Here is a 26,701-nt window from a genome sequence, read left to right on the forward strand (position 1 = left end):
GTCGTCCGCACGGCCCCTCGGAAGCGGAAGCCGGCCCGGGTGCCTACGGCATCGCACCGCCGTCGCGAGCCGGGGGCGCGGCCGGGGTCACGGAGTCCGCCCGGGTGTCGTCCACCGCAGTGAAACCCAGTTCGGTACGCCGGGACTGGAAGCCCGCCGCGTCCACGCCGTACAGCTTCACCAGGTGTTCGCCCACGCCCCAGGGCCTGCCCAGTTCCCAGGACCAGGTGCCGTCGGCGGCCACACCGGTCTGGCCGAGATACCTGCCGTGCTCCCACACGGCCACGCGTACGGCTCCCGGAGCACGGCCCTCGAACCGGACGGTGTTCCTGTGCACCCGGGTCCGCGGCCCGGGTGCCGCGACCGCCGGGGGCGGGAACTCGGCGCCGCGCACGAGGGCCGTGGCGGTCAGGTAGGAATCGATGGCGGACCGGTCGCGGTCCGGCTCCTCGAACCCGTTGCGCACGGAGCCCAGCCGCGGCGCGATGCCGTCGATCAGAAAGTTGACGAGTCCCATCAGCATGGGGACGTTGCGTCCCGTGACCTGGGTGTGGTCGGCGATGTGCGGCGAATCGCTGAGGACGAAGTTGAAGTTCTCGTAGTGCCAGAACAGGCCGAGGAACGGCTCGACCTGGACCGGATACTGCTCGTCCTGGAGCGAGGAGAGCAGATAGATGTTGGCGGTGCGGTTGGCGCCGGAGCGCACCAGGTCGGGTATGAGGGAGTCCACGGTCCGCACGTTCTCCTCCGGTACGCCCTCACCGAGCATGAACCGGGCAGTGGCAGGACGCTCGTTCTTCACGTACGTGCCGATCGAGAACTGGGGCACGAGGGCGACGATGTTCCGGAAGCCGTACTTGAGACCGAAGTAGAGGGCGGCACTGCCGCCCTTCGAACCGCCCCACAGCGTCACGGAGTCCGCGGTGAGGTCGAGGGCCTCCATCACCTTCGAGATGAGCGTGACGACGGACTGCTCAAGGGCGAAGTCCATCTCCTTGCAGAGGTAGTAGCTCTGCTCCCCCTCGAACCTGTCCCGGATCCACAGGATGTTCGCGCGCAGCTTGTCGAACACACCGTTGGACCAGCCGTAGTCGGACGGCGCGGAGAAGTTGGCGAAGACGACGACCAGGTGCCGGTTGCCCTTCTGACCATGGGTGAACCGGTATTCGACCGGGAACGTCCCTGCTGTTTCGATACCGGTGAGCAGCTGCCTACCGCCGACGGGTGCTGGGGACATGGGCTGATTCCGCTCCTGGGATGTGCTCCGGTTCACTGGCCGGGGACGGGTATGACGGCGAAGGTGACGGTCGCGGGCGGGGACACCTCTCCCGCGTCGTTCGCCGCGACGACCTCGACGGTGTGCGTGCCGGCGGACCAGTCGCGGACCGCGTCCCAGAGCCAGCGGCCGCCGTGGGCGACCGGACAGGAGCCCAGCAGGACGCCGTTCTCCCGGAAGCCCACGCGGGTGGCGGCATTGGAGGCGCCGGTGAAACGGATGCTGGTGGCGAGGAGTTGCTGGCCGGGCTCGGGGGTGTGCGGCAGCGGGGGCAGCAGGACCACCCGGGCCCCCTCGGTGTCGAAGTACTGCTCGGTGTCGAAGCGCTGCTCGGGTTCCGTGGCGTCCGGTGCCCGCGGGACGGTGATCCGGTCCGACGCCGTGAACGTCACGTCGGTGCGGGCCGACTGGATCCCGTTCCGGTCGACGGCGAAGAGCCGCACCGTGTGCTCGCCGGTGCTCCAGGGCTCCTCGCGCCGCCAGGTCCAGTCGCCCTCGGGACCGACGGGCGCCGAGGCCAGGTAGCCGCCGTTCTCCCAGATGCTGACGCGTACCGCCCCGGGTGCCCGGCCGGTGAGGGGGACGCCGGTCACGGGCAGCGGATCGTGCGGGAGCGGCATGGTGACGACCGGCGGCGCGAGCCGGTCCTGCACGATCGAGGTGGAGGCGAGGAATCCGGTGATGCCCGACCGGTCGGCGTCGGGTTCCTCGTGGCCGTGCCGGGTGACGCCCAGTCTCGGGCTGATGCCCTCCACGAGGAGGTGGGCGATGCCCAGCAGCGGGGGCGTGTTGCGCCGGGTGACCTCGTCGTGGCCGGTGATGTGCGGGGACTCGCTGAAGAGGAAGTTGAAGTTCGGGTACCGCTGGAGCAGTCCCAGGTACGGTTCGATCTGCGTGGCGTACTGCTCGTCCTGCGGCGAGGACACCAGGTAGAGGTGCGCGCCCGGGTTGACCTCGGAGACCAGCAGGTCGGTCAGGACCGAGTCGAGGAGCCGGACCCTGTCCTCGGGCATCGTCTCGCCGAGCATGTGCCGGCCGGTGTCGGGATGCACGTCGCGGACGAAGGTGCCGATCCGCAGCTGCGGGACACTGGCGACGATGTTCCGGAAGCCGTACTTGAGACCGAAGTGGAGGGCGGCGCTACCGCCCTTCGAGCTGCCCCACAGGGTCACGTCGGCAGGGGTCAGCCCGAGGGCCTTCACCACCTTCTGGATGAGTCCGATCACGGACTCCTCGATCCCGAAGTCCCCCTCCTTGCAAAGGTAGTAGGTGTTGCCGTCGTCGAACCGGTCGCGGATCCAGAGAATGTTGGAGCGCAGGTCGTCGAACATGCCGGTGGCCCAGCCATGGTCGTCCGGCCCGTGGGTGTCGGCGAAGACGACCGTGAGATGCCGGTTGCCGCCCCTCGCGTGGGCGAACCGGTACTCCACGGGATGAGCGCCCGAGGCGTCGATCCCTCGGATCACCTGGCGCCCCTTGGCGGCTGATTCAGACATTTCGAACTTTCCTTGCTCATGGGAGGACATGGATCCTGCTCGGTGGACAGGCCGTCGTTTCGCGACGCGTCCGGCCGCCGGGCCTGTCCGCCACCACCGCGGGGGCGCGGGGGACCTTCGCGCGGGAGACCTGCGGCACCGGACCGGGCCTGGACGACGGGTCCCGGCCGGTCCCGGCACACGGCGTTCCGGCCCCGCTCCCGGCGCGACCGGACGGGCCGGGCGCTCACCGTCCCGGGCCCCCGGCGGACGCACCGGGGCCCGGGGCGGGAACGCGGACGGCCGTGGGAGTGGTACGGCCGTACGGGGCTATACGGTCGTGCCCTCGACGATCCCGTCCCCGGGAACCCGGCTGCCGACGGCGTCACCCCGCGCGGACTGGCTGGGCAGGGCGTTCAGGGGCCGGCCGGGGCCCGCCTCCACCGGGGTCCGCTGCGGTGCGAACCAGCCCTCGGCGTCCCGGCGGAGCGGCGTGAGAGGGCGCCCCTGGGACCGGGTGTCCGCGGAACCCGCCGCGGGGGCCCGCGCCTCCTCGGGGGCGAGGTCGCCTCCGGCGATCAGCATCCGGTCCGCCAGGCGGGCCGCGGCGAAGCCGTCGTCGAGGTCGCAGAACTCGCGCTGGAACCAGCGGTAGCGCTCGGCGTAGGCGTCCTGGATCCGGTCGATGTCCCGGATCGCGCTCACCAGGTCCTCGGACGTGTGCACCAGGGGACCGGGCGCCCTGCGTTCGAAGTCGAAGTAGAAGCCGCGCAGGGTGTCGCGGTAGTGGTCCAGGTCGTAGGTGAAGAACAGGATCGGTCGACCGGTGTTGACGTAGTCGAACATCAGGGACGAGTAGTCCGTGATCATCACGTCGGCGATCAGGGACAGGTCGGCCATGTCCGGGTAGTCGGAGACGTCGAAGACGAAACCGTCGCCGGCTCCGGGGACCGGGTCCACCACGTTGGGGTGACGGCGCACCAGGAGGACGTGGTCGTCGGCCAGCCGGGCGCGCGCGTCCTCCAGGTCGACGCGGAAGTCCAGCTTGTACTTGCCGGGCGCGTAGTACTGGTCGTCGCGCCAGGTCGGCGCGTACATCACGACCCGCTTGCCGTCGGGCAGTCCGATGCGGCGGCGGATCTCCCGCACCTGGTGCTCCGTGCCGGGCCTGCGCAGGACGTCGTTGCGCGGATACCCGCACTCGACCATCTCGCCCGGGAATCCGAAGGCGCGCTTGAGGATCGGGGTGGAGAAGCTGTTGGGCGAGACCAGCATGTCCCAGTTCTGCACCTCCTTCTCGACCCGTTCCAGATAGCGCTGGTCGGCGAAGTGGATGGCCTCGATGTCGTGGCCGATCTTCTTCAGCGGGGTGCCGTGCCAGGTCTGCACGACGACCTGGCCGTCGCGCTTCTGGAACCAGTCGGGCAGGTGGTTGTTGGCGACCACGTACCGGCTGGTGGCCAGGGCCTCGTACCACTGCGGGGACCACATGCGCACGGGTGTGGCGGTCGGCGGGACCTGGACCTGGTCGTCGCGTACGACCCACAGGTGTTCGAGGCCGAGGCCCCGGCGCACCAGTTCCTCGTGCAGGGCGCGCGGGCTGTCCGAGTACTGGGTGCCCTTGAAGGCGTCCAGGAGGATCGCGGGCCGTACCTTCTCGCGGCGTGCCGCCGGGTAGGCCTTGGTGCGCAGCAGCTTCTGGCGGTAGGGGCCGCGGGCGTGGTCCGGCATGGCGGAGTGGACGAGGAGGGAGAGCCGGTCGTAGGCCTCGGCCTGGAGTTCGTAACGGCGTTCGTCCGCCTCGTACTCCTCCGGGAAGGCGGCGACGATCTCCTGCTCGATCTTCACCGTGAGGTCTTCGAGCCGGTCCTCCCGGGCCACCGCGGACAGGTCCTGGCGGCGCAGGAAGAAGTCCCAGCGTCCGGACGCGAGCGGGATGTCCCCGGCCAGGGTGCGCATGGCGGCCGGGGTCAGGACGGACCGGAACTCGTCGCCGTCCCACTGGACGGGGACGGGGCGTTCGGCGCCGTGGGCGCGCGAGCGGACCACGAGGTGGGCGTCGCGGTACTCGCGCTCGGTGAGCCGGTCGGCGGCGAGATAACGGCCGGTGATCTCCAGGGAGCCGTCCTCGCGCCAGGCGAAGCCGGTCGCCGTGGGCAGGGTGGCGCGTTCGAAGAGCACCAGGTAGCCGGAGCCGTTGCGGTGGACGACGACCTCGCGGTCCCCCTCACGGGTCTGGAGCGGGGCGGGCATGGGGTAGTGCCCGTCGGGGATCTCCTCGGCGACCACCGGGTAGATGGTCATCTTGCGGCCCTCGACGTGGAAGGTGGTCTTCCAGCCGTTGCTGCCCATGCTCCAGGACTGGGGCACGTCCATGCCGGACACGGCGTCGGCGCGGTATCCGGGCACCAGGACGCGCAACGGGATCCGGGCGGTGAAGGTGCACCAGCCGTCGCCGCCGGGCCGGAAGTGGACCATGGCGTCGTGGCGACCGGCGCCGCTCATGCTGGTGACCCGGAGCTTGCCCCATTCGGGCATCCTGGGGCCGAGGTAGACGCCGTTGAGCTCCAGTTGGTCGCCGCTGACCCGGTGGCCGGTGATCCGGCAGCGCACGATCTCCACGCGCAGCTTGAGCTTGCCCTGCAGGAACACGGGCAGCACGCGGGTGTTGCGGTCGACGTAGCGGTACGGCGGGTTGGCGGCGGTTCCGGCGCCGCCGCGGTCGATGCCCCGGTAGCGGAACAGTCCGCGGCTGAAAACGCCGACGGCGACGTCCCAGGTGCCCTCGGCCCACTCGCCCTTGTGCTTGAGCCGGCTGGTGTCGATGTGCGTCTCGAAGCCGGCCCAGTCGTAGCAGTAACGACTCTGGTTGGAGTGCTCGGTGGCCTGGGGCGCGTAAGTGGTCTTCGCGGTGGCGAGGAGCATCCGCCCCTGCTTCTTGTTGCGCAGGGCGACGGCCTTCACCGACATGTGCTTCTTGTGCACGTTGATGAAACGGACGTACGCCGCACCCGTGAGGGTGAGCAGATGACCGTCGGCGTTCCAGCGGGCGCCGCCGAGCGACCCGTGCAGCGAGAACTCCTTGTCCAGTCGGTAGGCCTTCTTGTCGAGGCCGACCTCCCGGTCGCCGAGGTGGGGGTACTTCAGGTAGCGGTGGAGGCGCCGCTGGACGGGCATCGGGCCGCCGCGCCGCTCGAACTGGACGACCTCCAGCAGCTCGGGCAGCCGCCCTTCGCGCACCAGCAGCCACTTGACCCGGAGGTCGGCCGGCAGTTCGTCGATGATGGTGGGGTCGGCCTCGTCGAGGAACTCGTTGGCCCACCGCATGAAGGCCTGGCGGTACTCCTCGTCGGCGTCCGGGAGCACCTTCAGGTGGAGCATCAGGTCGGACTTCAGGCAGGCGAGGTCGTACTTGCGCTTGCTCTCACGGTAGAGCTGGGAGCGCCGTTCGGCGAGGAAGCGGCTCACGGACTGCACGGCGGCGACCCGGTCGCGCAGGTTGGACAGCTCGGTGTGGCGCTGGGTGATCGAGGGGGCGGCACCGCCGTCGCGCCGCCGCCAGAAGTAGACGGTGTCGGCGACGACGTCGACCTTGGCGGCGCGGAAATGGGCGTACATGTTGACCCAGGAGTCCTCGTAGAGGACGCCCTCGGGGAACTTGATGAAGTGGCAGTCCCAGAAGGACCGCCGGAACACCTTGTTCCACACCGTCCGGTCGTAGATGAGCGCGTCGAACTTCGTGATGTGGGTGCCGCGCCGGCTCTTCTGCATCGGGCTGCGGTGCAGGGGGGACTGCCACTTCGTGGTGGAGTTCATCATCTGCACGTTGCCGGAGACGAAGTCCGAGCCGGACTCCTCCAGGGTGCGCACCAGCAGTTCGTAGGCGTATTCGGGAATGACGTCGTCGCCGTCGACGAAGGCGATGAACTCGGCGCGCGGATGGATGGCCCGCAGGCCGGTGTTCCGGGCGTGTCCGGGCCCGTGCGGTTCCTGCCGGATCAGCCGGAAGCGCGGGTCGGCGACGCAGAACTCGGCCGCGATGTGTGTCGAGCGGTCGGTGGACCCGTCGTCGACGAGGATCACCTCGAAGTCACCGAACGACTGACGCGCTATCGATTCCAGACACTCGGCGAGATAGGCCTCGACGTTCTGAAACGGGACAACAACACCGAGACGCGGCTTATGCGCCACTTTCCACTCCAACCGGGGCAATGCACCCAATGAGTCCATCGAACAACCGACACTGGGCACCCCCGTGACCCGGCGGGTCCGCAAGCCCCCTTGCTGCGCGGACACCGCTGTCCCCGTGAACTCGGGCACGAGCCCCCTCTGCCGGAGATCACAGGACCTGCACATTCTTAGCCGATTCTGCATCATGGTCAAGAAGAGACAATGTGACGTTCATCCGAGGTTAAACCGCAGGCCACCCTCCCTTAAAGCATGGTCACGGGGGGTGCTTATAGTTCTCCACTGCACTGCTTCGTATCAGTTGGGCCGGCTCCCCCTCCCGGACCCGGCAACTCCGCATGTGCGGAGCCCGTGAGGAGAGAACCGAGTCCGATGACGCGCGACACCACGTCCGAAAACCGACATGACGGCAAGACCGATGGCACCGGACGACGCGGCTCCGGACCCCGCAAAAGGCGCTGGGGCCGCATCGTGCTGCTGTCGCTCCTGGTCCTGCTGCTGGCCGCGGGCGGCACCGGCTACTGGCTCTACAGCGGCCTCGACGGCAACATCAAGGGCGTCGACCTCGACGAGGCCATCGGCGACGACCGGCCGGCGAAGCTGCCCACCTCCGGGCAGAACCTCCTCGTCCTCGGTTCCGACTCGCGCGCCGGCGCCAACGCCGCCCTCAAGACGGGCAACGTCTCCGGGGCGCGTTCCGACACCGCGCTGGTGGTGCACATACCCGAGGGCCGCGAGAAGGCCGTCGCGGTCAGCATCCCGCGCGACACCCTGGTGACCCGCCCCGAGTGCACCAGGGCCGACGGCTCGAAGGTCCCCTCCGCCCAGCGCGTCATGTTCAACTCGATCTACTCCCAGGTCGGTTCGGCCTGCGTGGTGAAGACCGTGGAGCAGATCTCCGGGATCCGCATGGACCACTACATGGAGATCGACTTCGCCGGCTTCAAGGGCCTGGTCGACGCGATAGGCGGCGTGACCGTCACCGTCGACAAGGACATCCACGACACCTCCAGCGGCCTCGACCTCACCGCCGGGACGCACCGGCTGAACGGCACGCAGTCCCTGGAGTTCGTACGGACCCGGCACGGTATCGGCGACGGCAGCGACCTCGGACGCATCGGGCTACAGCAGCAGTTCATGACCGCGCTGCTCTCCGAGATCAAGAAGCAGGACCTGCTGGGCAGCCCCGCGAAGACGTACGGGATCGCCGACAGCCTGACCCAGGCGCTCACCACCGACTCCGACCTCGCCTCGCTCAAGGCGCTGGCCGAGTTCGGCCGGAGCATGAACGGCGTCGACCCGTCCACCATGGAGACCATCATGCTCCCGGTGGCGTACGACAAGGTCGACCCGAACCGGGTGGTGGCGGCCGAACCGCAGGCGTCGACGCTGTGGAAGGCGCTGCGCTCCGACTCCGCGATCCCCGAGTCGGCGAAGAAGTCGCCCGCCACCGGCGGGAGTTCCTGACACGGAGCGCGAGACACGCTCCCACCGCGCGGTCCGACTGCGCCTGCTCACCGCACGGTCGACTCGCCCCACTGCCGTACCGGCCCTCGGTACGGCAGTGTCGGCGTGCTCGTGGGCTGACGGGCGAGCCCGGTCAGGGCCCCGGCGTCAGACCGCCCGCCAGGCCTCCAGGGCGATCCCCGGCTCGTCCTTGCGCCGGGTGACACGGAGTTCGCCGGTCGTCGGGGAGAGCGTCGCGGCGACCACCCGGCCCTCCTCGTCCTCCGCGAGCGCCAGCAGGGCGTCGGCGGGGAGTTCGGGCCCGGACTCCGTCCACCACGCGCCCGCCGACTCCTCCTCGGTCGGATAGGCGGCGAAGGCCACCCGGCCGCTCGCCGCGCGCTGGGCGAGCAACGTGCAGTCGTGGCCGTCGAGTTCGCAGCGGATGACCCGGACGGGACCCGGGCCGGCCGAGGCCAGCAGGGTCACGGGCCGGGTGCCGGGGCGCCAGGCGCACACGTCGCCCGAGTCGTCGGTGAAGAAGAGCGTGGTGGACTCCGCGGAGGTCGCGAGGGCTTGCAGGGTGTCCGGGCGGACGGACGCCTCCAGCGCCTCGTCCAGTGCGGGGACCGCGCCCGCCTCCTCCTGGCTCCAGTGCAGGACACCGCCCGGCACGGCCGCGTACAGCTCGACGCGGCCGGACGTCCCGGTGACGGCCGCGAGGTCCCCGCGGACGTCGTGCCCCTTGAGGTCGCTCCAGGGCCCCCAGCCGCCCTTCTCCTTCTGGGCGATCATGCTGACTCCGCCGCCCTTGTTGCGCACGAAGACATGGGCGCGCCCCTGCGCGTCGACCGCGACGGCGGGGTTGCCCGTGCGGTCCCCGGTGCGGTCGGGGTGGCCGATGGGGTTCCAGTCGAGGGCGGCGAGGTCCGGCCGGAAGTGGGTCGAGTGGACGAGGCCCGACTCGGCCTTGACCGTCGGGCGCCAGGAGACCAGATGGGTGTACCGGTCGGGCCCCTGGCCCAGGGCCAGTACGGAGTGCAGGCGCTGGTCGCCCCCCACGGTGCGGGGAGGATCCCAGGAGCCGCCGGGTCCGTGCTCCGCCCGGCAGCGGACGGTGGCCTCCGACAGCAGGTACGCGCTGAGCCTGCCGTCGCGACCGCGTATGAGCCAGTCGACGTTCACCGCTTCACCTTAGTCCGGACCGGGTCCCCCGTTGATCGGGGACGGACCGCCGGGACCGGTCCGCGCGGCCGGCCGGGGCCGCCGGAGTTCTTCCCGTCGTCGCCCGTCGCCGGGCCGAACGGTCTTCTGAAAGGGTGGGGGAATGACGGATCCGCGGGACATGACGACCCTGCTCATCGTGGACGGCGCCAATGTGGTGGGGTCCGTACCGGACGGCTGGTGGCGGGACCGTCGCGGCGCCGCCGAGCGGCTCAGGGACAGCCTGGCGGAGTCGGCCGGGCGGGGTCTGCCCGGCCGGCCCGGCCCGCTGGAGATCGTCCTGGTGGTGGAGGGCGCGGCGCGCGGGGTGGCCTCCGTTCCGGGGGTCCGGGTGGAGCAGGCCCCGGGCAGCGGCGACGACCGCATGGTGGAGCTGGTGGCCGGGGCGCGGGACCGCCGCTGTCTCGTGGTCACGGCCGACCGCGAACTGCGGCGACGGGTCGGCGAACTGGGCGCCGAGGTCGCGGGACCGCGCACCGTGCGTCCCCGGCCCTGACGGCGGACGGCACGGACACGGACGCCGGGGAGGCGGGGAGGGACCGGCGCGCTTCGGCCTCGTGCTTCCCGGCGGGGTGCGGGAGGCGCGGGGCCGACGGACATCACCGGGCGTGTTACCGGACCGCGCCGCCGGGCGGGTCCTGGGAACCGTCCGCGACCGACTCCGGACCGCGCCCCAGACGGCTGTGCGTGCGCCCGTAGAGGAAGTACACGACGATGCCGATCACCATCCAGATCGCGAACCGCAGCCAGGTCTCCGCCGGCAGGTTCAGCATCAGCCACAGCGTCGCGAGCACCGACAGGATCGGTACGAAGGGCACCCACGGGGTACGGAAGGCGCGGTGCAGGTCGGGGCGGGTGCGGCGGAGCACGACGACGCCGACCGCGACCACGATGAAGGCGAAGAGCGTGCCGATGTTGACCAGTTCGGCGAGCTCGCTGAGGGTGGTGAAGCCCGCGAGGATCGCGATGACGACACCGAGCAGGATGGTCGGCCGGTGCGGGGTGCGGAACTTCGGGTGGACGCGGGAGAAGAACCGCGGCAGCAGTCCGTCGCGGCTCATCGCGAAGAAGACACGGGTCTGGCCGAGCAGCAGGATCATGCAGACCGTGGTCAGTCCGACGGCGGCGCCGAAGCTGATGACGCCCGCGTACCAGGGGTGTCCGGTCGCCTTGAACGCGTCGGCGAGCGGTGCGTCGATGGACAGTTCGGTGTACTTCTGCATGCCGGTGACCACGATCGACACCAGGACGTAGAGCGTGGTGCAGATGAGGAGCGAACCGAGGATGCCGCGCGGCATGTCCCGCTGCGGGTTCTTGGTCTCCTCCGCGGCCGTCGCGACCACGTCGAAGCCGATGAAGGCGAAGAACACGACGGAGGCCGCGGTGAAGATGCCCATCACGCCGAAGTTGGTCGGCGCCCAGCCGAACATCAGCTGGATCAGCGGCGCCTTGATCCCGCTGCCCGCCTCCACGGCCTGCGCCTTGGGGATGAACGGCTTGTAGTTGTCGCCCTCGATGAAGAAGGCGCCCGCGATGATCACGATCAGGACGACGGTGACCTTGATCGCGACGACCAGCGTGGTGATCCGGGCGGAGAGCTTCACGCCGACGACCAGGATGGCGGTGAGCACCAGTACCAGCGCGGCGGCGAGGATGTCGAAACCGAAGCCGGTGGCCCCGTCACGGCCCCCGAGCGAGTCCGGAAGGTGCCAGCCGGCGTTGTCCATCAGCGAGCGCACGTAGCCCGACCAGCCGACGGCCACCACCGCCGTGCCGAGCGCGAACTCCAGGACCAGGTCCCAGCCGATGATCCAGGCGGGCAGTTCCCCGAGGGAGGCGTAGGAGAACGTGTACGCGGACCCCGCGACCGGGACCGTGGACGCGAACTCCGCGTAGCAGAGGGCCGCCAGCCCGCAGGCGACACCCGCGGCGACGAACGCCAGCGAGACTCCCGGCCCCGCGTTCTCCTTGGCCACCTTGCCGGTGAGGACGAAGATGCCGGTACCGATGATGACACCGACGCCGAACACGGTGAGGTCCAGAGCGGACAGCGACTTCTTGAGCGCGTGCTCCGGCTCCTCGGTGTCCAGGATCGACTGTTCGACCTTCTTCGTCCTGAAGAGGGTGTTGCTCACGGACGTACCTCCCACGCTTGTCGTCCTCGACATGATCGAGAGGGCGCAGGTAGCACGTATGCCCCGATATGACCCGCATCACGCCGACGGGCCGGTTCCGCCACCCGTACAGGGTGCTGGAACCGGCCCATCGGCGGTGTGCGGATGCGTCAGTCGCGCGCGGGCTGTACCGCGTCCACGGTCTGCGCGTCGGTGCCCTCGAAACGCCCGTCGAGCTTGGCGACGAGGCCGGTGACCTGGCGGGCGATGTCCGGCGCGGTCAGCCCGATCTCGGCCATGACCTCGGCGCGGGAGGCGTGGTCGAGGAAGCGCGGCGGGATGCCGAAGTCACGCAGCGGGACGTCGACGCCCGCGTCGCGCAGGGCCTGTGCGACGGCCGAGCCGACACCGCCGACCCGGGAGTTGTCCTCGACGGTGACGACCACGCGGTGCTGCTCGGCGAGCGGCGCCATGGCCTCGTCCACCGGCTTGACCCAGCGGGGGTCGACGACGGTGGTGGAGATGCCCTGCCGGTCCAGCAGGGAGGCGATCTCCAGGCACATCGGGGCGAGCGCGCCGACGGAGACCAGCAGCACGTCGGGCGTGTCGGTGCCGGGCTCCCGCAGGACGTCCATGCCGCCGATCCGGCCCACGGCGGGGACGGCCGGGCCGACCGCGCCCTTGGAGAAGCGCACCACGGTCGGCGCGTCCTTCACCTCGACGGCCTCGCGCAGCTGGGCACGGACCTGGTCGGCGTCACGCGGCGCGGCGAGCCTGAGGCCCGGGACGACCTGGAGGATGGACATGTCCCACATGCCGTTGTGCGAGGCGCCGTCGGTGCCGGTGACGCCCGCGCGGTCCAGCACGAAGGTGACACCGCACTTGTGCAGGGCCACGTCCATGAGGACCTGGTCGAAGGCCCGGTTCAGGAAGGTCGCGTAGACGGCGAAGACGGGGTGCAGTCCACCGGTGGCGAGGCCCGCCGCGGAGACGGCGGCGTGCTGCTCGGCGATGCCGACGTCGTAGACCCGCTTGGGGAACACCTTGGCGAACCGGTCGAGGCCGACCGGCTGGAGCATCGCGGCGGTGATCGCGACGATGTCCTCGCGCTCCTTGCCGAGCGCCACCATCTCGTCGCCGAAGACGGAGGTCCAGTCGGCGCCGGAGGAGGCGATCGGCAGGCCCGTGTCCGGGTGGATCTTGCCGACGGCGTGGAAGCGGTCCGCCTCGTCCTGGAGGGCCGGCTGGTAGCCGCGGCCCTTCTCGGTGAGGCAGTGCACGATGACCGGGCCGCCGAAGCGCTTGGCGCGGGTCAGGGCCGACTCCAGCGCCTCGATGTCGTGGCCGTCGATCGGACCGACGTACTTCAGGCCGAGGTCCTCGAACATGCCCTGCGGGGCGATGAAGTCCTTCAGGCCCTTCTTCGCGCCGTGCAGGGTCTCGTAGAGCGGCTTGCCCACGACCGGGGTGCGCTCCAGGAGGTCCTTGCCACGGGCCAGGAAGCGCTCGTAGCCGTCGGTGGTGCGCAGGGTCGCCAGGTGGTTCGCGAGGCCGCCGATGGTCGGCGCGTACGAACGCTCGTTGTCGTTGACGACGATGACCAGCGGGCGGTCCTTGGCGTCGGCGATGTTGTTCAGCGCCTCCCAGGCCATGCCGCCGGTGAGCGCGCCGTCACCGATGACGGCGACCACGTGGTCGTTCCGGCCGAGGACCTCGTTGGCCTTCGCCAGTCCGTCGGCCCAGCCGAGGACGGTGGAGGCGTGCGAGTTCTCGATGACGTCGTGCTCGGACTCGGCCTGCGCCGGGTAGCCGGAGAGGCCGCCCTTCATCTTCAGCCGGGAGAAGTCCTGCCGGCCGGTGAGCAGCTTGTGGACGTAGGACTGGTGGCCCGTGTCCCACAGCACCCTGTCCTTCGGTGACTCGAAGACGCGGTGCAGGGCGATGGTCAGCTCCACGACGCCGAGGTTGGGGCCGAGATGGCCCCCGGTCTTGGAGACCGCGTCGACGAGGAAGGTCCGGATCTCCCCGGCCAGCTGGTCGAGCTGCTCCAGGGTCAGCCGGTCCAGATCGCGCGGTCCCGTGATGCGGGTCAGCAGCGCCACCCGTGCCTCCTTGCAGTGATCGAGCTGTTGCCGGGTTCGTCGAGTCTAATGTTCCGCCATTTCGGGCGCGGGCCGGGTCCGGCGATCCACGCCACGCGAACGGCGCATCCGGACGGGAACATGTGTTCCCGTCCGGACGTGACTGTGCCCGGCACCGCCATTGGTGCCGGGCACAGGCCTGGGTGGGTGATAACCCTTACGCGCGACCCGCGGACTTCTGGGTCTTGCGGGTGACGGCGTCGATGACGACCGTGGCGAGCAGAACGCCACCGGTGATCATGTACTGGACCGGCGAGGCGATGCCCTGCAGGGCCAGACCGTACTGGATCGAGACGATCACCAGGACACCCAGCAGGGCGTTCCAGGTGCGGCCACGGCCACCGAAGAGGCTGGTGCCACCGATGACGGCCGCCGCGATGGCGTTCATCAGGAGGTCACCGCCGCCCGCGCCCTGGTTGGCGGAGGCGATCTTCGAGGCGATGAACAGACCGCCGATGGCGGCGAAGGTACCGGAGATCGAGAAGACCGAGATCCGGATCATCTCGACGCTGATACCGGCACGGCGGGAGGCCTCGACGCTGCCGCCGAGCGCGAAGATCTTCCGGCCGAAGGCGGTGCGGCGCAGCACGAAGTCCGTGACCAGCAGGACCGCGAGGAAGATCACCACGGCGAGCGGCAGGCCCTTGTACTGGTTGTACATGACCGCCACGCCGAAGGAGAGAACACCCAGCAGCACCGTGCGGGCGATGGTCTCGCCCACCGGGCGGGACGGCACACCGGCCGCCTCGCGGCGCTTGTTGCCGAGGTAGGAGCTGAGGAAGAACCCGACGGTCACGACGGTCGCGAGTGCGTAGGCGGCGGCGACATCAGTGAAGTAGTAGCTGGTCAGCTTGGCGACGACGCCCTCGCTGTCCAGGTTGATGGTGCCGTTGCTGCCGAGGATCTGGAGCATGAGGCCGTTCCAGAACAGCAGACCCGCCAGGGTGACGGCGAAGGCCGGCACACCGATGCGCGCGAAGAAGAAGCCCTGGATCGCACCGGCGACCGTGCCGGTGAGGATGGCCAGGACGAACGCGAGCCACTCGTTCATGCCGTGGGTGACGCTGAGCACCGCGAACGTGGCGCCGGCGACACCGGAGAGCGAACCGACCGACAGGTCGATCTCACCGAGCAGCAGCACGAAGACGATGCCGACCGCGATCATGCCCGTGCCGACCATGGCGACGGAGATGTCGGAGATGTTGCCCGCGGTGAGGAAGTTCGAGTTCAGGCTCGCGAAGATCGCCCAGATGACGATCAGGCCGATGACGACCGGGATGGAACCCAGGTCGCCGGACCTCATCTTGCGCTTGAACTCGCCGACGTAACCGGCGAGGCCCTGCTCGCGGACGAGCAGACGCGGGTCGACGGCGGTGACCGCCTTGGCGGCCGCCGCCTTGTTCTCCACCTCGTGGGAGGCTGCCTCAGAAGTCTTGTCGATGCTCACTTCTGAGCCTCCCCGCTGCGCGCCGCCCGACGGGTCACGGCGTTCTCCGTGGCGCCCGTGATGGCGGAAATGATCTCTTCCTGCGAGGTCGACTTGACCTCGAAGACGCCGTTGTTGCGCCCGAGGCGCAGGACGGCGACCTTGTCGGCCACGGCCTTCACGTCAGCCATGTTGTGGCTGATGAGGATGACCGCGTGGCCCCGCTCGCGCAGGCGCTCGACCAGGTCGAGGACCTGGGCGGTCTGCTCGACGCCGAGGGCCGCGGTGGGCTCGTCGAGGATGACGAGCTTGGGCTCACCGAGCATCGAACGGGCGATCGCCACGGTCTGGCGCTGACCGCCGGAGAGCGAGGCGATCGGGATGCGGACGCTGGGGATGCGGATGGACAGAGTGTCCAGCAGCTCGCGGGAGCGGCGCTCCATCTCGACCTCGTCCAGGACGCCGCGCTTCTTGAGTTCGCGTCCCAGGTAGAGGTTGCCCACGACGTCGATGTTGTCGCAGAGCGCGAGGTCCTGGTAGACCGTCGCGACGCCCAGGTTCTGGGCGTCGTGCGGGCGGTTGATCTGAACAGCCTTGCCGTCCCACTCGATGGAGCCCTCATCGATGGGGTGCACGCCGGCGATCGTCTTGACCAGCGTGGACTTTCCGGCGCCGTTGTCGCCCACCAGGGCGACCACTTCACCTGCGTGGACTTCAAGCTCTACGTCGGTGAGCACCTGGACGGCACCGAATCGCTTGGAGACCCCGCGCAACGCCAGAACAGGCGTAGCGGACACGTGAACCATCTCCTTCGCCGCCTGACCCGGCGGGAGGTTGTGCAGAAGTATGCGGTGGGGGTTCCTTCCGGTGCCCCGCTTAGCTTGCGGGGCTGTTGGATGCGGGGCACCGGAGGAGCTTTGGATATACGAGTCACGTACGGGAATTCAGCGGCTGCGAATTCCCGTACGCGTGGACGACTCGCGGTCGGTTACTGCAGGCCGGCCTTCTTGCAGGCCGCGGCGTAGGCCGGGGTGCAGATGTCCTCGACCTTGTACAGACCGTCCTTGACGACGGTGTCCTTGATGTTCTCCTTGGTCAGCGAGGTGACCGGGACCAGGAGGGACGGGATCTGCTTGTCGGTCGGGCTGTCGACCTTGTCCTTGGCGACGGAGTCGAGCGACTTGCCCTGGGCGAGCGCGACGGCCAGCTCGGCGGCCGCGTCGGCCTCCGGGGCGTACGGCTTGTAGACGCTCATGAACTGCTCACCCGCGAGGATGCGCTGCACACCCGCGAGCTCGGCGTCCTGGCCCGTGACCGGGACCTTGATGCCGGCGGCCTTCAGCGCGGTGATGATACCGCCAGCCATGCCGTCGTTCGCGGAGTAGACACCGATGATGTTCTTCTTGCCGAGGGCCGAGATCGCCGCCTCCATGTTGGCGTTGGCGTTCTCCGGCTTCCACTCCTTGGTGTCGTACTCCTTGCCCACGTTCACCTTGCCGTCGAGCACCTCGTGGGCGCCGGCCTTGAACTGAGCGGCGTTCGGGTCGGTGACCGAACCGTTCATCATGACGATCTTGCCGGACTTGGCCTTGGAGCCGAGCGCGCCGAGGAGCGCCTCACCCTGCGTCTTGCCGACGGTCTTGTTGTCGAACGAGGTGTAGGCCGAGATGGGGCCCTGCGCGAGGCGGTCGTAGGCCACGACCGGGATGCCGGCGTCCTTGGCCTTCTGGACCGAGTTCTTGATCGCGGCGGAGTCCACGGCGTCGACGATCAGCACGTCCACCTTGTTGGTGATCATGGTGTCGACCTGCTGGCTCTGCGTGCTCGCGTCCTGCTTGGCGTTGGCGTAGACGACCTCGCCCTTGTCGTTCGTGAGCTCCTTGACCTTCTTCTCGATCAGCGGCTTGTCGAAGCTCTCGTAGCGGGCCGTCTGGTTCTCCGGAAGGAGCAGACCGACCTTGATCGCGTCGCCCTTCTTCTCGGAGCTGGCGGAGCTGTCGCCGCCCTTGGACTCCTTGGCGCTGCCACAAGCGGCCAGCGAGACAGCCATTGCACCGGCGGCAACGGCAACGGCGGCACGACGCATCTGCGTGTTCATTCTCAAACCTCCCTGACGAGGCCGCGTCGTTGCGGCCGAGGTGGACTGGAGTCAACTCGGCCACACGTGCGACGTCAAGAAGTAAATACTTAACGAGATGGCAACGGTGCCATGCGTTCTCTAAGTGAAGGCAGGAGTTGCGGCCGACAGAGAACCGTCCAGAAGGGTCGAATCGCCCATCTCGCTGAGTGCGAGAGCGAGCGCCCCGAGCACCTCCGCGCGGCCCCCGAGCGCCCCTGGCAACACCGAGAGTTGACGTGCGGCGCTGGGGATCGCATAGCGGCCGACAGACTCCCTGATGGGCCCGAGAACGAGCTCTCCGGCCTCGGCGAGATCGCCGCCGAGGACCACCCGGCTCGGGTTCAGCAAATTGCAGAGATTCGCGACTCCACTGCCGATGTGACGGCCGACGTCGGCGATCACCCGACGGCAGCCCGGATCTCCGTCCCGCGCCAGCCTGACCACACCCTCCATGGTCAGATCGGTACCATGACTGGACTGGAGGAGCGGCAGCACGTAGCGCGCCGCCGCGAAGGTCTCCAGGCACCCACGGTTACCGCAACGGCAGACGGGGCCGGATTCATCAAGTGTAATATGCCCGATTTCTCCCGCCGTGCCACCCGGACCGCGGTAGATCTTGCCCTCTATGACCAGGCCCGCCCCGACACCGCTGGCGACCTTGATGTACGCGAGATCCCGGACCCCGCGCCCGCTGCCCCAGACCATCTCGCCGAGTGCGCCCAGATTGGCGTCGTTGTCCACGTGCACCGGCACGCCGAGCCGCCCCCGCAGCTCCTCGGCGGGCCTGGCGCCGGTCCAGCCCGGCAGGATCGAGGTGGAGCCCAGGGTGCCCGATTCCACGTCGATGGGGCCCGGCACGCCGAGCCCCACGCCCGCGATCTTGGAACGGTCGACGCCCGTCGCCTCGATCAGGCGGCTGACCAGCTCCTCGGCCCGATCGAAGCCCTGCGCCGCGGAGGCGTCCACATCCAGCGGCTCGGACTCCTCGGCCAGCACCTGATGGGCCAGATTCCCGACAGCGACGCGCAAATGGGTATGCCCGAAGTCGACGCCGATGACAATGCCGGCGTCCCCGCTCAAGGACACGCTGCGCGCCCTGCGACCGCCGGCCGAAGTGGGTGTGACCTCGACCGTCCCGCCGTCCTTGAGTTCACGAACGATATTGGAAACGGTCGCGGCCGACAGGCCCGTCGTCCTCGCGATCTCCGCCTGCGTGAGCGAACCGGCAAGCCGCACCGCTCGCACGACGCGCTCCAGATTGGCTCGGTGCAGCGACGACTGCGACCCCGGAGTCTCCATCGACTCATCCACTCCTGCCCATAGCCGGGCGGCCCCGATGCCGCCCGTGTGATCTGGGTCACGTCAACGGGACCCCGGTCACTTACAAGTTGTGAACTCCAAGCTCCGCTGAACGGGTTACCGCAGTCAAGTCCTTGACGGAAATCAGGGCCGCCCAGTCATGTTCGAATCGTGACCTGCCCCGGACACACGTGCGCCACCCCCGGGACGGAGGTGGCGCACGTGACGGACGGGACGATTCGTTACTTGAGAGTCGCCGAAGTGAGACCTGCCTGGACCTGGCGCTGGAAGGACAGGTAGACGATCAGCATGGGGATCATGGAGATCGTGACGCCGGCGAACAGGACCGGCAGGTCGGTGGCGTACCCCTGCTGCTGCTGGAGCTGGATGAGACCCTGGGTCAGGACGTAGCGCTCCGGGTCCGAGCTGGTCTGCGGCTGCATCAGCACCGAGGGCAGGATGTACTGGTTCCACTGGCCCAGGACGTTGAAGATGCCGACGCTGAGCAGTCCGGGCTTGGCCATGGGCAGCATGACCTGGAAGAACGCCCGGGTGTGCGAGGCCCCGTCGAGCACCGCCGCCTCGAAGACCGCGGTGGGCAGCGTCCGGAAGAACGCGTGCATGAAGAACACCGTGAACGGCAGCGAGTAGGCCACGTACACCAGGACCAGGCCTTGGTAGGTGTTCAGCATGTCGAGGCGCTTGACCATGAAGAACAGCGGCACCAGGGCCAGGAAGACGGGGAACATGGCCCCGCCGACGAAGAAGTAGTAGATGATCCGGTTGCCCGGGAACTCGTAGCGGGCCAGCACGTACGCCGCCATCGCGCCGAGCAGCATCGTCAGCGGGACCGAGAACACCAGGACGATCAGGGTGTTGACGAAGTAGTCGCCGATGCCCTTGTTCCAGGCCCGGCCGAAGACGTCGAGCTGCCAGTTCGAGGGCCAGCTGAGGGCCGACCCGCCGATCTGCGCGTCGGTCTTGAAGGAGCTCAGGACCAGCCAGAGCAGCGGCAGGATGATGAGGACCGCCCAGAGGGCGAGGAAGCCGTGCGAGAAGACGTTGAGGGCCATGCCCTCGGTGCGCTTGTCGCCCGGCCGCGGCGGCGCCTTCCTGGCGCTTCGCTGCGGGGGTACTGCGGCGCCGTCGACCTTCGCCGGCTCCGTCATGGGTGCGCTCATAGTCGTGTCTCCCGCTCAGAACTCGATGCGCTCGCGGCGGGTGGCGCGCAGCGTGACCACGGACAGGACGAGGGTGAGGAGGAGCATGACGACGCCCATGGCACAGGCGTAGCCGCTCTTTCCGAAGTAGAGGAAGTTGCGCATCATGACGTTCGCCATGACCTCGCTGTGGTGGTCGGGCCCGCCGCCGTAGCCGGTGCCCTGGGTCATGGTCGAGACGAGGACGAACATGTCCATCGCGATGATGCCCAGATAGACCCAGGCGGTCTGCACCGTGTCCCACAGCAGGGGCAGGGTGACCCGGAAGAAGGTGTGGGAGCGGCTCGCGCCGTCCAGCAGCGCGGCCTCGTAGATGTCCCTCGGGATGGACTGCATGGCGGCGGAGAACAGCACCAGGTAGAAGCCGACGCCGTGCCAGACGACGACCGCCATCAGGCACCAGAGCACCAGGTTCGGCTCGTTCATCCACTCGACGGGGCTGTTGCCGTCGACCAGGTGGAGCTTGATCAGCAGGCCGTTGAGCAGACCGCCGCCGTCACTGCGGTAGACGGCTCCGAAGAGCACCGCGAGGATCGCGAGCGACAGCACCTGCGGGAAGAAGTACACGATCTTGTAGAAGCGCGAGCCGGCGACGCCCTGGACGCCGCCGGCGCCGCCCCGCCCGCCCGCGTTCACCATGAAGGCGAAGAAGAGGGCGAGCAGGATGGTGATCACCGGGATGAACACCAGGAACAGGATGTTGTGCCAGATCGCCTGGAGGAATACGTCGTCCTGGAACAACGCCTTGTAATTGTCCAGGCCGACGAATCCGAACGTCTGCGACTGGCCCTGCCAGTCGGTGAAGGAGTAACCGATGGTCTGTACATAAGGCCAGATCACGAAGATCAGATACAGCGCCAAAGGTGCGAGGAGAAACCCCGCGACGAACCGGTACTGCCCTTTTCGCATGGCATCCTGCCCCTGGTGTTCCGGGTTTGAGTGATCAGTCGCGGTGGTTCTTCTTGGAAGCCGGGTCCTTGGCCGCCTTGTCGACCGCCGCCTGGGCCCGCTTCAGCCATTCCTTGGGCTGGATGCGCTTGGCCATCAGCTCGTTGGACGCGTTCTGGATCGCCACGTCCATCTCGCTGTACCAGTTGGGGTACAGGTAGTTGAAGGAGTTCTCGCCCGCGGCCTTGGACGCCTCGACCGTGGACTGCGTACCGGGACGCAGCTGCACGCCGTCGGACACGCCGTCCTTGAGGATGGTGAGCGAGTTGGCCTTCTGGGCGAAGAGCGTCGACCACTCCTTGGAGAGCATGGAGCGCATGAACTCCTGTGCCTCGGGCAGGTTCGCGGCCTTCGCGGGGATGATGAACGGCTCGCCCGAGCCGGCCCGGATCGCCTCGAACGGCAGCTTGTCGCCCGGCAGGCTCGGCATCGGCATGAACTTCATGTCGAAGTCCGGCGGGGTCTGCTTGAGCTGCTCGTTCTCCAGCCAGGAGCCACAGGTGATGAACGCGGCCTTGTACTGGTTCCACCGGGTCTGCGACTCGGTGTGGGTCAGGCCGTTGGTGCCGGCCAGCAAGTAGCCCTTCTCCACGACCTCGTAGACGGCCTCGATGGCCGCCTTGGCGGCGTCGGAGCCGACGAACGCCTTGGGGTCGAGGTTGTCGATCGCCTTCATGGCGTCCAGGCCGCCCTGCTTGGCGATCAGGTCCATGATGGCGACGTTGATGTAGTACGGGTACTTGCCCTGGTGCGCGAGACCGCCGATGCCCTGCGACTTGGCGTCCTTGCAGATGGCGAGGAAGTCGTCCCAGGTCTTGGGCACCTCCCAGCCCTTCTCCTTGAAGAGCTTGCCGGAGTACCACAACCCCCACACCGTGTAGATGTAGTTGAGGGCCACGACCTTGCCGCCCTGGAGGCCCGGGTCGAGGGTGCCCGGGATCAGCGTGTCGCGGACCTTCTTCGACGGGTCGTCGATGGACGGGGCGTCGAGGACCGCGGCCAGGTCGAGGAGCTGACCGTTCTTGTAGAGCACGTCCAGCTTGATCTGCTGGGCGCCCGAGTCGTCGACGATGTCCGGCGGGTTGCCGCCGTTGAAGCGCGGCTGGAGCTTGCCGGTGATCTCCTGGGTACCGGTGTGGGCGCTCTTGGTGCCCCACTTCTTGTCGAACGCCGCTTCCCACGCCTTGGCGTAGTCGTCGCCGTAGCCGCCCTTGAAGACGACGACGTCGAGCTTGCCGCCGCCCTTCTTCACTCCGAAGGGGTTGTCCTTGCTGGTCTTGCCGGTGCCCTTGTCGTCCGACTTGTCGTCACCGCCCCCGCTCGCACACGCGGACAGGAAGCTCATCGTGGGGACAGTGATCAAGCCAAGTGCGGCCGACCTCTTGATGAGGTCGCGGCGGCCGACACCCTCGGGGCTGCTGTTCTCGGCGGAAGTGGATCCCATGCTCAAGTCCTCGCCTTCTCCAGGACTCAGGCGGTGAACCGGATCCTCCCCGGCACCGCGGTCAGTTCAAGCTGGGGTCGTGCGTGGGGGATTCAACGGGACGGACCGGTATTACGTGTATGGACCACGCTCCGACGTCCCGCGGAATTACCCTCTGGGTCCTGCCTGTCCAGAGCCGGTCGCTCGACCGGCCGGACGCGACAGGTATAGTCCACTTCCCGCCAGCGGAGCAAGATCGAATGCAGGTTTGGCCGCCGGTCTTTTCCGAGTTGAGACCTCACGGAAATATGGGGCACCCCAGGACCACCCCGGCGAAGATCCACAGGACGCCGGCCTCCCGCAATGAACGCAATGCACGTTTCGTCACACGGTATTCACCCCGGATGCCACACCCAACACCCTTGACATCCCTGTCAACTTGACGCCCAAATGGTCCTTGCGCATCGAAATTGACAACGTTGTCCACGTGCAGGGAGGGTGCTCGCGCATGCAGCACAGAGCTCGGTACAGACAGGGTTCCACGCGACGGAGGGGATGGCGTTCCCCGGGTGCACTGGGAGTGGCGGCCCTCTCCCTGTTAGCGGCCTCCCAGGGCGTCGCGGTCGCCCTGCCCGTCCAAACCGCCAAGCCCGACCGGGAGTTCAGCTCCTCGTTCGAAGCGGGTGATCCGGCCCCGGACTGGCTCAACACGGTGGACACCGCCGCCGACGGGACGAAGCGGTCCTCCGGCGTCGACGGCGGCTACAGCACCGGCATCCCCGGCAACGTGACCGACCACGTCACCGACGTGCGGGCCAGCGGCGAGAACACCGGCGCGGGCGAGGTCAAGGAGAACCTCGTCGACGGTGAGTCGAGCACCAAGTGGCTGACCTTCGAGCCCACCGGCTGGGCGGAGTTCGACCTGGACGCACCGGTCAAGGCGGTCACGTACGCGCTCACGTCCGCAAACGACCACGACGAACGCGACCCGAAGGACTGGACGCTCCAGGGCTCCACCGACGGCAAGGACTGGAAGACCCTCGACACCCGCTCCGGGGAGTCCTTCGGCGAGCGGTTCCAGACGAAGACGTACGACATCCAGAGCCCCGTCGAGTACCAGCACTTCCGGCTCGACGTGACGAAGAACGACGGCGGCGACATCCTCCAGATCGCCGACGTCCAGTTCTCGACGGGACGGGACGACGACCCGACGCCCAAGGACATGCTCTCGCTCGTGGACCGGGGGCCGAGCGGCTCGCCGACCGCGAAGGCGGGCGCGGGCTTCACGGGCAAACGGGCCCTGCGCTACGCGGGCACCCACAAGGGCGAGGGCCGGGCGTACTCGTACAACAAGGTGTTCGACGTGAACGTCGCCGTCGGGCGCGGCACCGAACTGTCGTACCGGATCTTCCCCTCGATGGCGGACGGCGACCGGGACTACGACGCCACGAACGTGGCCGTGGACCTGGTCTTCACCGACGGCACCTCGCTCAGCGGCCTGAACGCCGTGGACCAGCACGGATTCACGCTGACGCCGCAGGGGCAGGGCGCGGCCAAGGTGCTGTACGTCAACCAGTGGAACAACGTCTCCTCGCGGATCGGTTCCGTCGCGGCCGGGAAGACCGTCGACCGGATCCTCCTCGCGTACGACTCGCCGAAGGGCCCCGCGAAGTTCCGCGGCTGGCTCGACGACGTCGCGCTGCGCACGGCCGCTCCGCAGAAGCCCCCGGCGCACCTGGCCGACTACGCGCTCACGACCCGCGGCACCAACTCCAGCGGCGGATTCTCGCGCGGCAACAACTTCCCGGCGACGGCCGTGCCGCACGGCTTCAACTTCTGGACGCCGGTGACCAACGCGGGCTCGCTGAGCTGGCTGTACGACTACGCCCGCGCCAACAACGCGGACAACCTGCCCACCATCCAGGCGTTCAGCGCGAGCCACGAGCCGAGCCCCTGGATGGGCGACCGGCAGACCTTCCAGGTGATGCCGTCGGCCGCCTCCGGCACCCCGGACACCGGCCGGGAAGCCCGTGAACTGGCCTTCCGGCACGAGAACGAGACCGCGCGGCCGTACTACTACGGCGTGACGTTCGAGAACGGTCTCAAGGCGGAGATGGCCCCGACCGATCACGCCGCCGCCCTGCGCTTCACCTATCCCGGCGACGACGCGAGCGTGGTCCTCGACAACGTCACCGAGCAGGCGGGCCTGACGCTGGACACCTCGGCGGGCGTGATCACCGGCTACTCGGACGTGAAGTCCGGCCTGTCGACCGGTGCCACCCGGCTCTTCGTCTACGGCGTCTTCGACGCGCCCGTGACCGAGGGCTCCTCCAGCGGCGTCAAGGGCTACCTGAGGTTCAAGGCCGGCTCCGACCACACCGTCACCCTGCGCCTGGCCACCTCGCTCATCAGCCTCGACCAGGCCAAGGACAACCTGCGCCAGGAGATCCCGGACGGCACCTCGTTCGACGCCGTCAAGAAGGACGCGCGCAGGCAGTGGGACCGACTGTTCGGCCGGATCGAGGTGCAGGGTGCCACGCCGGACCAGCTCACCACGCTGTACTCCAGCATGTACCGGCTCTACCTCTACCCGAACTCCGGCTTCGAGAAGGTCGGTTCGAAGTACCAGTACGCCTCGCCGTTCTCCCCGATGCCGGGTCCGGACACCCCGACCCACACCGGGGCGAAGATCGTCGACGGCAAGGTGTACGTCAACAACGGCTTCTGGGACACCTACCGCACGACCTGGCCCGCGTACTCGTTCCTGACACCAGGTCAGGCGGGCGAGATGGTCGACGGATTCGTGCAGCAGTACAAGGACGGCGGCTGGACCTCGCGCTGGTCCTCGCCCGGCTACGCGGACCTGATGACCGGCACCTCCTCGGACGTGGCGTTCGCGGACGCGTACGTCAAGGGCGTCGGCTTCGACGCGAAGGCGGCGTACGACGCGGCCCTGAAGAACGCCACCGTCGTCCCGCCGACCTCCGGCGTGGGCCGCAAGGGCATGGCCACCTCCCCCTTCCTCGGCTACACGAGCACCTCCACGGGCGAGGGCCTGTCCTGGGCCATGGAGGGCTACGTCAACGACTACGGCATCGCCCGGATGGGCAAGGCGCTCTACGAGAAGACCGGGGAGAAGCGCTACAAGGAGGAGTCGGACTACTTCCTCAACCGCTCCCGGGACTACGTGAACCTCTTCGACTCCAAGGCCGGTTTCTTCCAGGGCCGTAACGCCAAGGGCGACTGGCGGGTCGACTCCGCCAAGTACGACCCGCGCGTGTGGGGTTACGACTACACGGAGACCAACGGCTGGGGGTACGCGTTCACCGCGCCGCAGGACTCGCGCGGTCTCGCCAACCTGTACGGCGGCCGGGCCGCGCTCGCGGAGAAGCTCGACACGTACTTCTCCACCCCCGAGACGGCCTCGCCCGACACCGTCGGCTCCTACGGCGGTGTCATCCACGAGATGACCGAGGCCCGGGACGTGCGGATGGGCCAGTACGGGCACTCCAACCAGGTGGCCCACCACGTCAACTACATGTACGACGCGGCCGGGCAGCCCTGGAAGGCCCAGAAGAACGTCCGCGAGGTCCTCTCCCGCCTCTACACCGGCAGCGAGATCGGACAGGGCTACCACGGCGACGAGGACAACGGCGAGCAGTCGGCCTGGTTCCTCTTCTCCTCGCTCGGCTTCTACCCGCTGGTGATGGGCAGTGGCGAGTACGCCATCGGCTCCCCGCTGTTCACGAAGGTCACGGTCCATCTGGAGAACGGCAGGGACCTGGTCGTCAAGGCACCGCGCAACAGCACGAGGAACGTGTACGTGCAGGGCGTCCGGTTCAACGGCAAGCGCTGGAACTCGACCTCGCTCCCCCACTCGCTGATCACCCGTGGCGGGGTGCTGGAGTTCGACATGGGCGCCGAGCCGTCCAAGTGGGGCACCGGCAAGGACGCGGCACCGGTGTCGGTCACCGAGGACGACAAGGTGCCCTCGCCGCGCGCGGACACGCTCAAGGGGGACGGCGCCCTCTTCGACGACACCTCGGCGACGGACGCCACCGTCACCTCGGTGGACCTGCCGGCCGGCGCCGGCACCAAGGGGGTCCAGTACACGCTGACCTCCTCGGACCACGCCAAGGCCCCGACCGGGTGGACGCTCCAGGGTTCCCCGGACGGCACGACCTGGACGGACCTCGACAAGCGCTCCGGTGAGTCCTTCCCCTGGGACCGGCAGACCCGGGCGTTCACGGTCGCGGACCCCGGCTCGTACGCCCACTACCGTCTCGTCCTCGACGGCGAGTCGACCCTCGCGGAGGTGGAACTGCTGGCCTGAGCCGCGCCCGACGGAAAAGGGGGCGGGCCCGGAGGAGACTCCGGGCCCGCCCCGCGTCCGTGTACGGGT

At 68.6% G+C, this 26,701-nt stretch carries 16 protein-coding genes; 3 read left to right on the forward strand and 13 right to left on the reverse strand.

The features are described from left to right. Positions 1-43: 43 nt before the first annotated feature. The 3 genes from CW362_RS04975 to CW362_RS04985 all read right to left on the reverse strand — a co-directional run bounded on the left by CW362_RS04975 (position 44) and on the right by CW362_RS04985 (position 6,942). A complete protein-coding gene (locus CW362_RS04975) occupies positions 44-1,237 on the reverse strand; it encodes an accessory Sec system protein Asp2 (protein ID WP_206300862.1) in 1,194 nt (397 codons plus the stop codon). 32 nt (positions 1,238-1,269) lie between these two features. Beyond that, positions 1,270-2,772: a hypothetical protein gene (locus CW362_RS04980; RefSeq protein ID WP_103548116.1), complete on the reverse strand. Its 1,503-nt coding sequence runs from the start codon at positions 2,770-2,772 to the stop codon at positions 1,270-1,272. Between the two features lie 309 nt (positions 2,773-3,081). Further along, positions 3,082-6,942: a bifunctional glycosyltransferase/CDP-glycerol:glycerophosphate glycerophosphotransferase gene (locus CW362_RS04985; protein ID WP_240657646.1), complete on the reverse strand. Its 3,861-nt coding sequence runs from the start codon at positions 6,940-6,942 to the stop codon at positions 3,082-3,084. Between the two features lie 369 nt (positions 6,943-7,311). On the opposite strand from CW362_RS04985, the gene CW362_RS04990 reads away from it, so the two are divergent. Further along, the gene (locus tag CW362_RS04990; RefSeq protein ID WP_103548118.1) at positions 7,312-8,406 is read left to right on the forward strand and encodes an LCP family protein; all 1,095 of its coding nucleotides are present in this window, start codon (positions 7,312-7,314) and stop codon (positions 8,404-8,406) included. A 147-nt stretch (positions 8,407-8,553) separates the two neighbouring features. Here CW362_RS04990 and CW362_RS04995 read toward each other — a convergent pair whose 3' ends face one another. After that, entirely contained in the window at positions 8,554-9,570 is a 1,017-nt protein-coding gene (locus CW362_RS04995; RefSeq protein ID WP_103548119.1) for a PLL family lectin, read from the reverse strand. Between the two features lie 142 nt (positions 9,571-9,712). Between CW362_RS04995 and CW362_RS05000 the strand changes: the two genes are divergently transcribed. Next, complete coding sequence (locus tag CW362_RS05000; protein ID WP_103548120.1) at positions 9,713-10,105, forward strand: PIN domain-containing protein; 393 nt, start codon at positions 9,713-9,715, stop codon at positions 10,103-10,105. Positions 10,106-10,220: 115 nt separating this feature from the next. On the opposite strand, the gene CW362_RS05005 is transcribed toward CW362_RS05000, so the two are convergent. The 9 genes from CW362_RS05005 to ngcE form a co-directional block, all read right to left on the reverse strand. Further along, positions 10,221-11,744, reverse strand: coding sequence for an amino acid permease (locus CW362_RS05005; protein WP_103548121.1), 1,524 nt, complete (start codon positions 11,742-11,744; stop codon positions 10,221-10,223). 149 nt (positions 11,745-11,893) lie between these two features. Continuing rightward, on the reverse strand, positions 11,894-13,825 hold the full coding sequence (gene dxs, locus CW362_RS05010) for a 1-deoxy-D-xylulose-5-phosphate synthase (protein ID WP_103548122.1): 1,932 nt from the start codon (positions 13,823-13,825) through the stop codon (positions 11,894-11,896). Between the two features lie 196 nt (positions 13,826-14,021). Continuing rightward, positions 14,022-15,311, reverse strand: coding sequence for a sugar ABC transporter permease (locus CW362_RS05015; protein WP_103548123.1), 1,290 nt, complete (start codon positions 15,309-15,311; stop codon positions 14,022-14,024). Then, positions 15,308-16,096, reverse strand: a complete 789-nt coding sequence (locus CW362_RS05020) for an ATP-binding cassette domain-containing protein (RefSeq protein WP_162683961.1) — start codon at positions 16,094-16,096, stop codon at positions 15,308-15,310. Before CW362_RS05020 ends, CW362_RS05015 begins: the two co-directional genes overlap by 4 nt. 182 nt (positions 16,097-16,278) lie before the next feature. Continuing rightward, positions 16,279-17,376: a substrate-binding domain-containing protein gene (locus CW362_RS05025; protein ID WP_103548224.1), complete on the reverse strand. Its 1,098-nt coding sequence runs from the start codon at positions 17,374-17,376 to the stop codon at positions 16,279-16,281. Between the two features lie 132 nt (positions 17,377-17,508). Then, positions 17,509-18,708 carry an ROK family transcriptional regulator gene (locus CW362_RS05030; RefSeq protein ID WP_103548125.1) on the reverse strand — a complete coding sequence of 400 codons (1,200 nt, stop codon included), beginning with the start codon at positions 18,706-18,708 and terminating at the stop codon, positions 17,509-17,511. Between the two features lie 242 nt (positions 18,709-18,950). Then, positions 18,951-19,889, reverse strand: a complete 939-nt coding sequence (locus tag CW362_RS05035; protein WP_103548126.1) for a carbohydrate ABC transporter permease — start codon at positions 19,887-19,889, stop codon at positions 18,951-18,953. Positions 19,890-19,904: 15 nt separating this feature from the next. After that, entirely contained in the window at positions 19,905-20,837 is a 933-nt protein-coding gene (locus CW362_RS05040; protein ID WP_103548127.1) for a carbohydrate ABC transporter permease, read from the reverse strand. 34 nt (positions 20,838-20,871) lie between these two features. After that, a complete protein-coding gene (ngcE, locus tag CW362_RS05045; RefSeq protein WP_103548128.1) occupies positions 20,872-22,320 on the reverse strand; it encodes an N-acetylglucosamine/diacetylchitobiose ABC transporter substrate-binding protein in 1,449 nt (482 codons plus the stop codon). Positions 22,321-22,807: 487 nt separating this feature from the next. On the opposite strand from ngcE, the gene CW362_RS05050 reads away from it, so the two are divergent. Further along, entirely contained in the window at positions 22,808-26,632 is a 3,825-nt protein-coding gene (locus CW362_RS05050) for a GH92 family glycosyl hydrolase (RefSeq protein ID WP_206300863.1), read from the forward strand. Positions 26,633-26,701 lie beyond the last annotated feature (69 nt).

Source organism: Streptomyces populi (assembly GCF_002911015.1).
In the GTDB taxonomy this organism is placed as follows: Bacteria; Actinomycetota; Actinomycetes; order Streptomycetales; family Streptomycetaceae; genus Streptomyces; species Streptomyces populi.

Bases quoted from the DNA above. Each gene is read 5' to 3' on its own strand.
- CW362_RS04975 (WP_206300862.1), bottom strand. From the start codon at position 1,237: ATGTCCCCAGCACCCGTCGGCGGTAGGCAGCTGCTCACCGGTATCGAA.
- CW362_RS04980 (WP_103548116.1), bottom strand. From the start codon at position 2,772: ATGTCTGAATCAGCCGCCAAGGGGCGCCAGGTGATCCGAGGGATCGAC.
- CW362_RS04990 (WP_103548118.1), top strand. From the start codon at position 7,312: ATGACGCGCGACACCACGTCCGAAAACCGACATGACGGCAAGACCGAT.
- CW362_RS05000 (WP_103548120.1), top strand. From the start codon at position 9,713: ATGACGGATCCGCGGGACATGACGACCCTGCTCATCGTGGACGGCGCC.
- CW362_RS05020 (WP_162683961.1), bottom strand. From the start codon at position 16,096: ATGGTTCACGTGTCCGCTACGCCTGTTCTGGCGTTGCGCGGGGTCTCC.
- CW362_RS05025 (WP_103548224.1), bottom strand. From the start codon at position 17,376: ATGCGTCGTGCCGCCGTTGCCGTTGCCGCCGGTGCAATGGCTGTCTCG.
- CW362_RS05030 (WP_103548125.1), bottom strand. From the start codon at position 18,708: ATGGAGACTCCGGGGTCGCAGTCGTCGCTGCACCGAGCCAATCTGGAG.
- CW362_RS05035 (WP_103548126.1), bottom strand. From the start codon at position 19,889: ATGAGCGCACCCATGACGGAGCCGGCGAAGGTCGACGGCGCCGCAGTA.
- CW362_RS05040 (WP_103548127.1), bottom strand. From the start codon at position 20,837: ATGCGAAAAGGGCAGTACCGGTTCGTCGCGGGGTTTCTCCTCGCACCT.
- ngcE (WP_103548128.1), bottom strand. From the start codon at position 22,320: ATGGGATCCACTTCCGCCGAGAACAGCAGCCCCGAGGGTGTCGGCCGC.
- CW362_RS05050 (WP_206300863.1), top strand. From the start codon at position 22,808: ATGCAGCACAGAGCTCGGTACAGACAGGGTTCCACGCGACGGAGGGGA.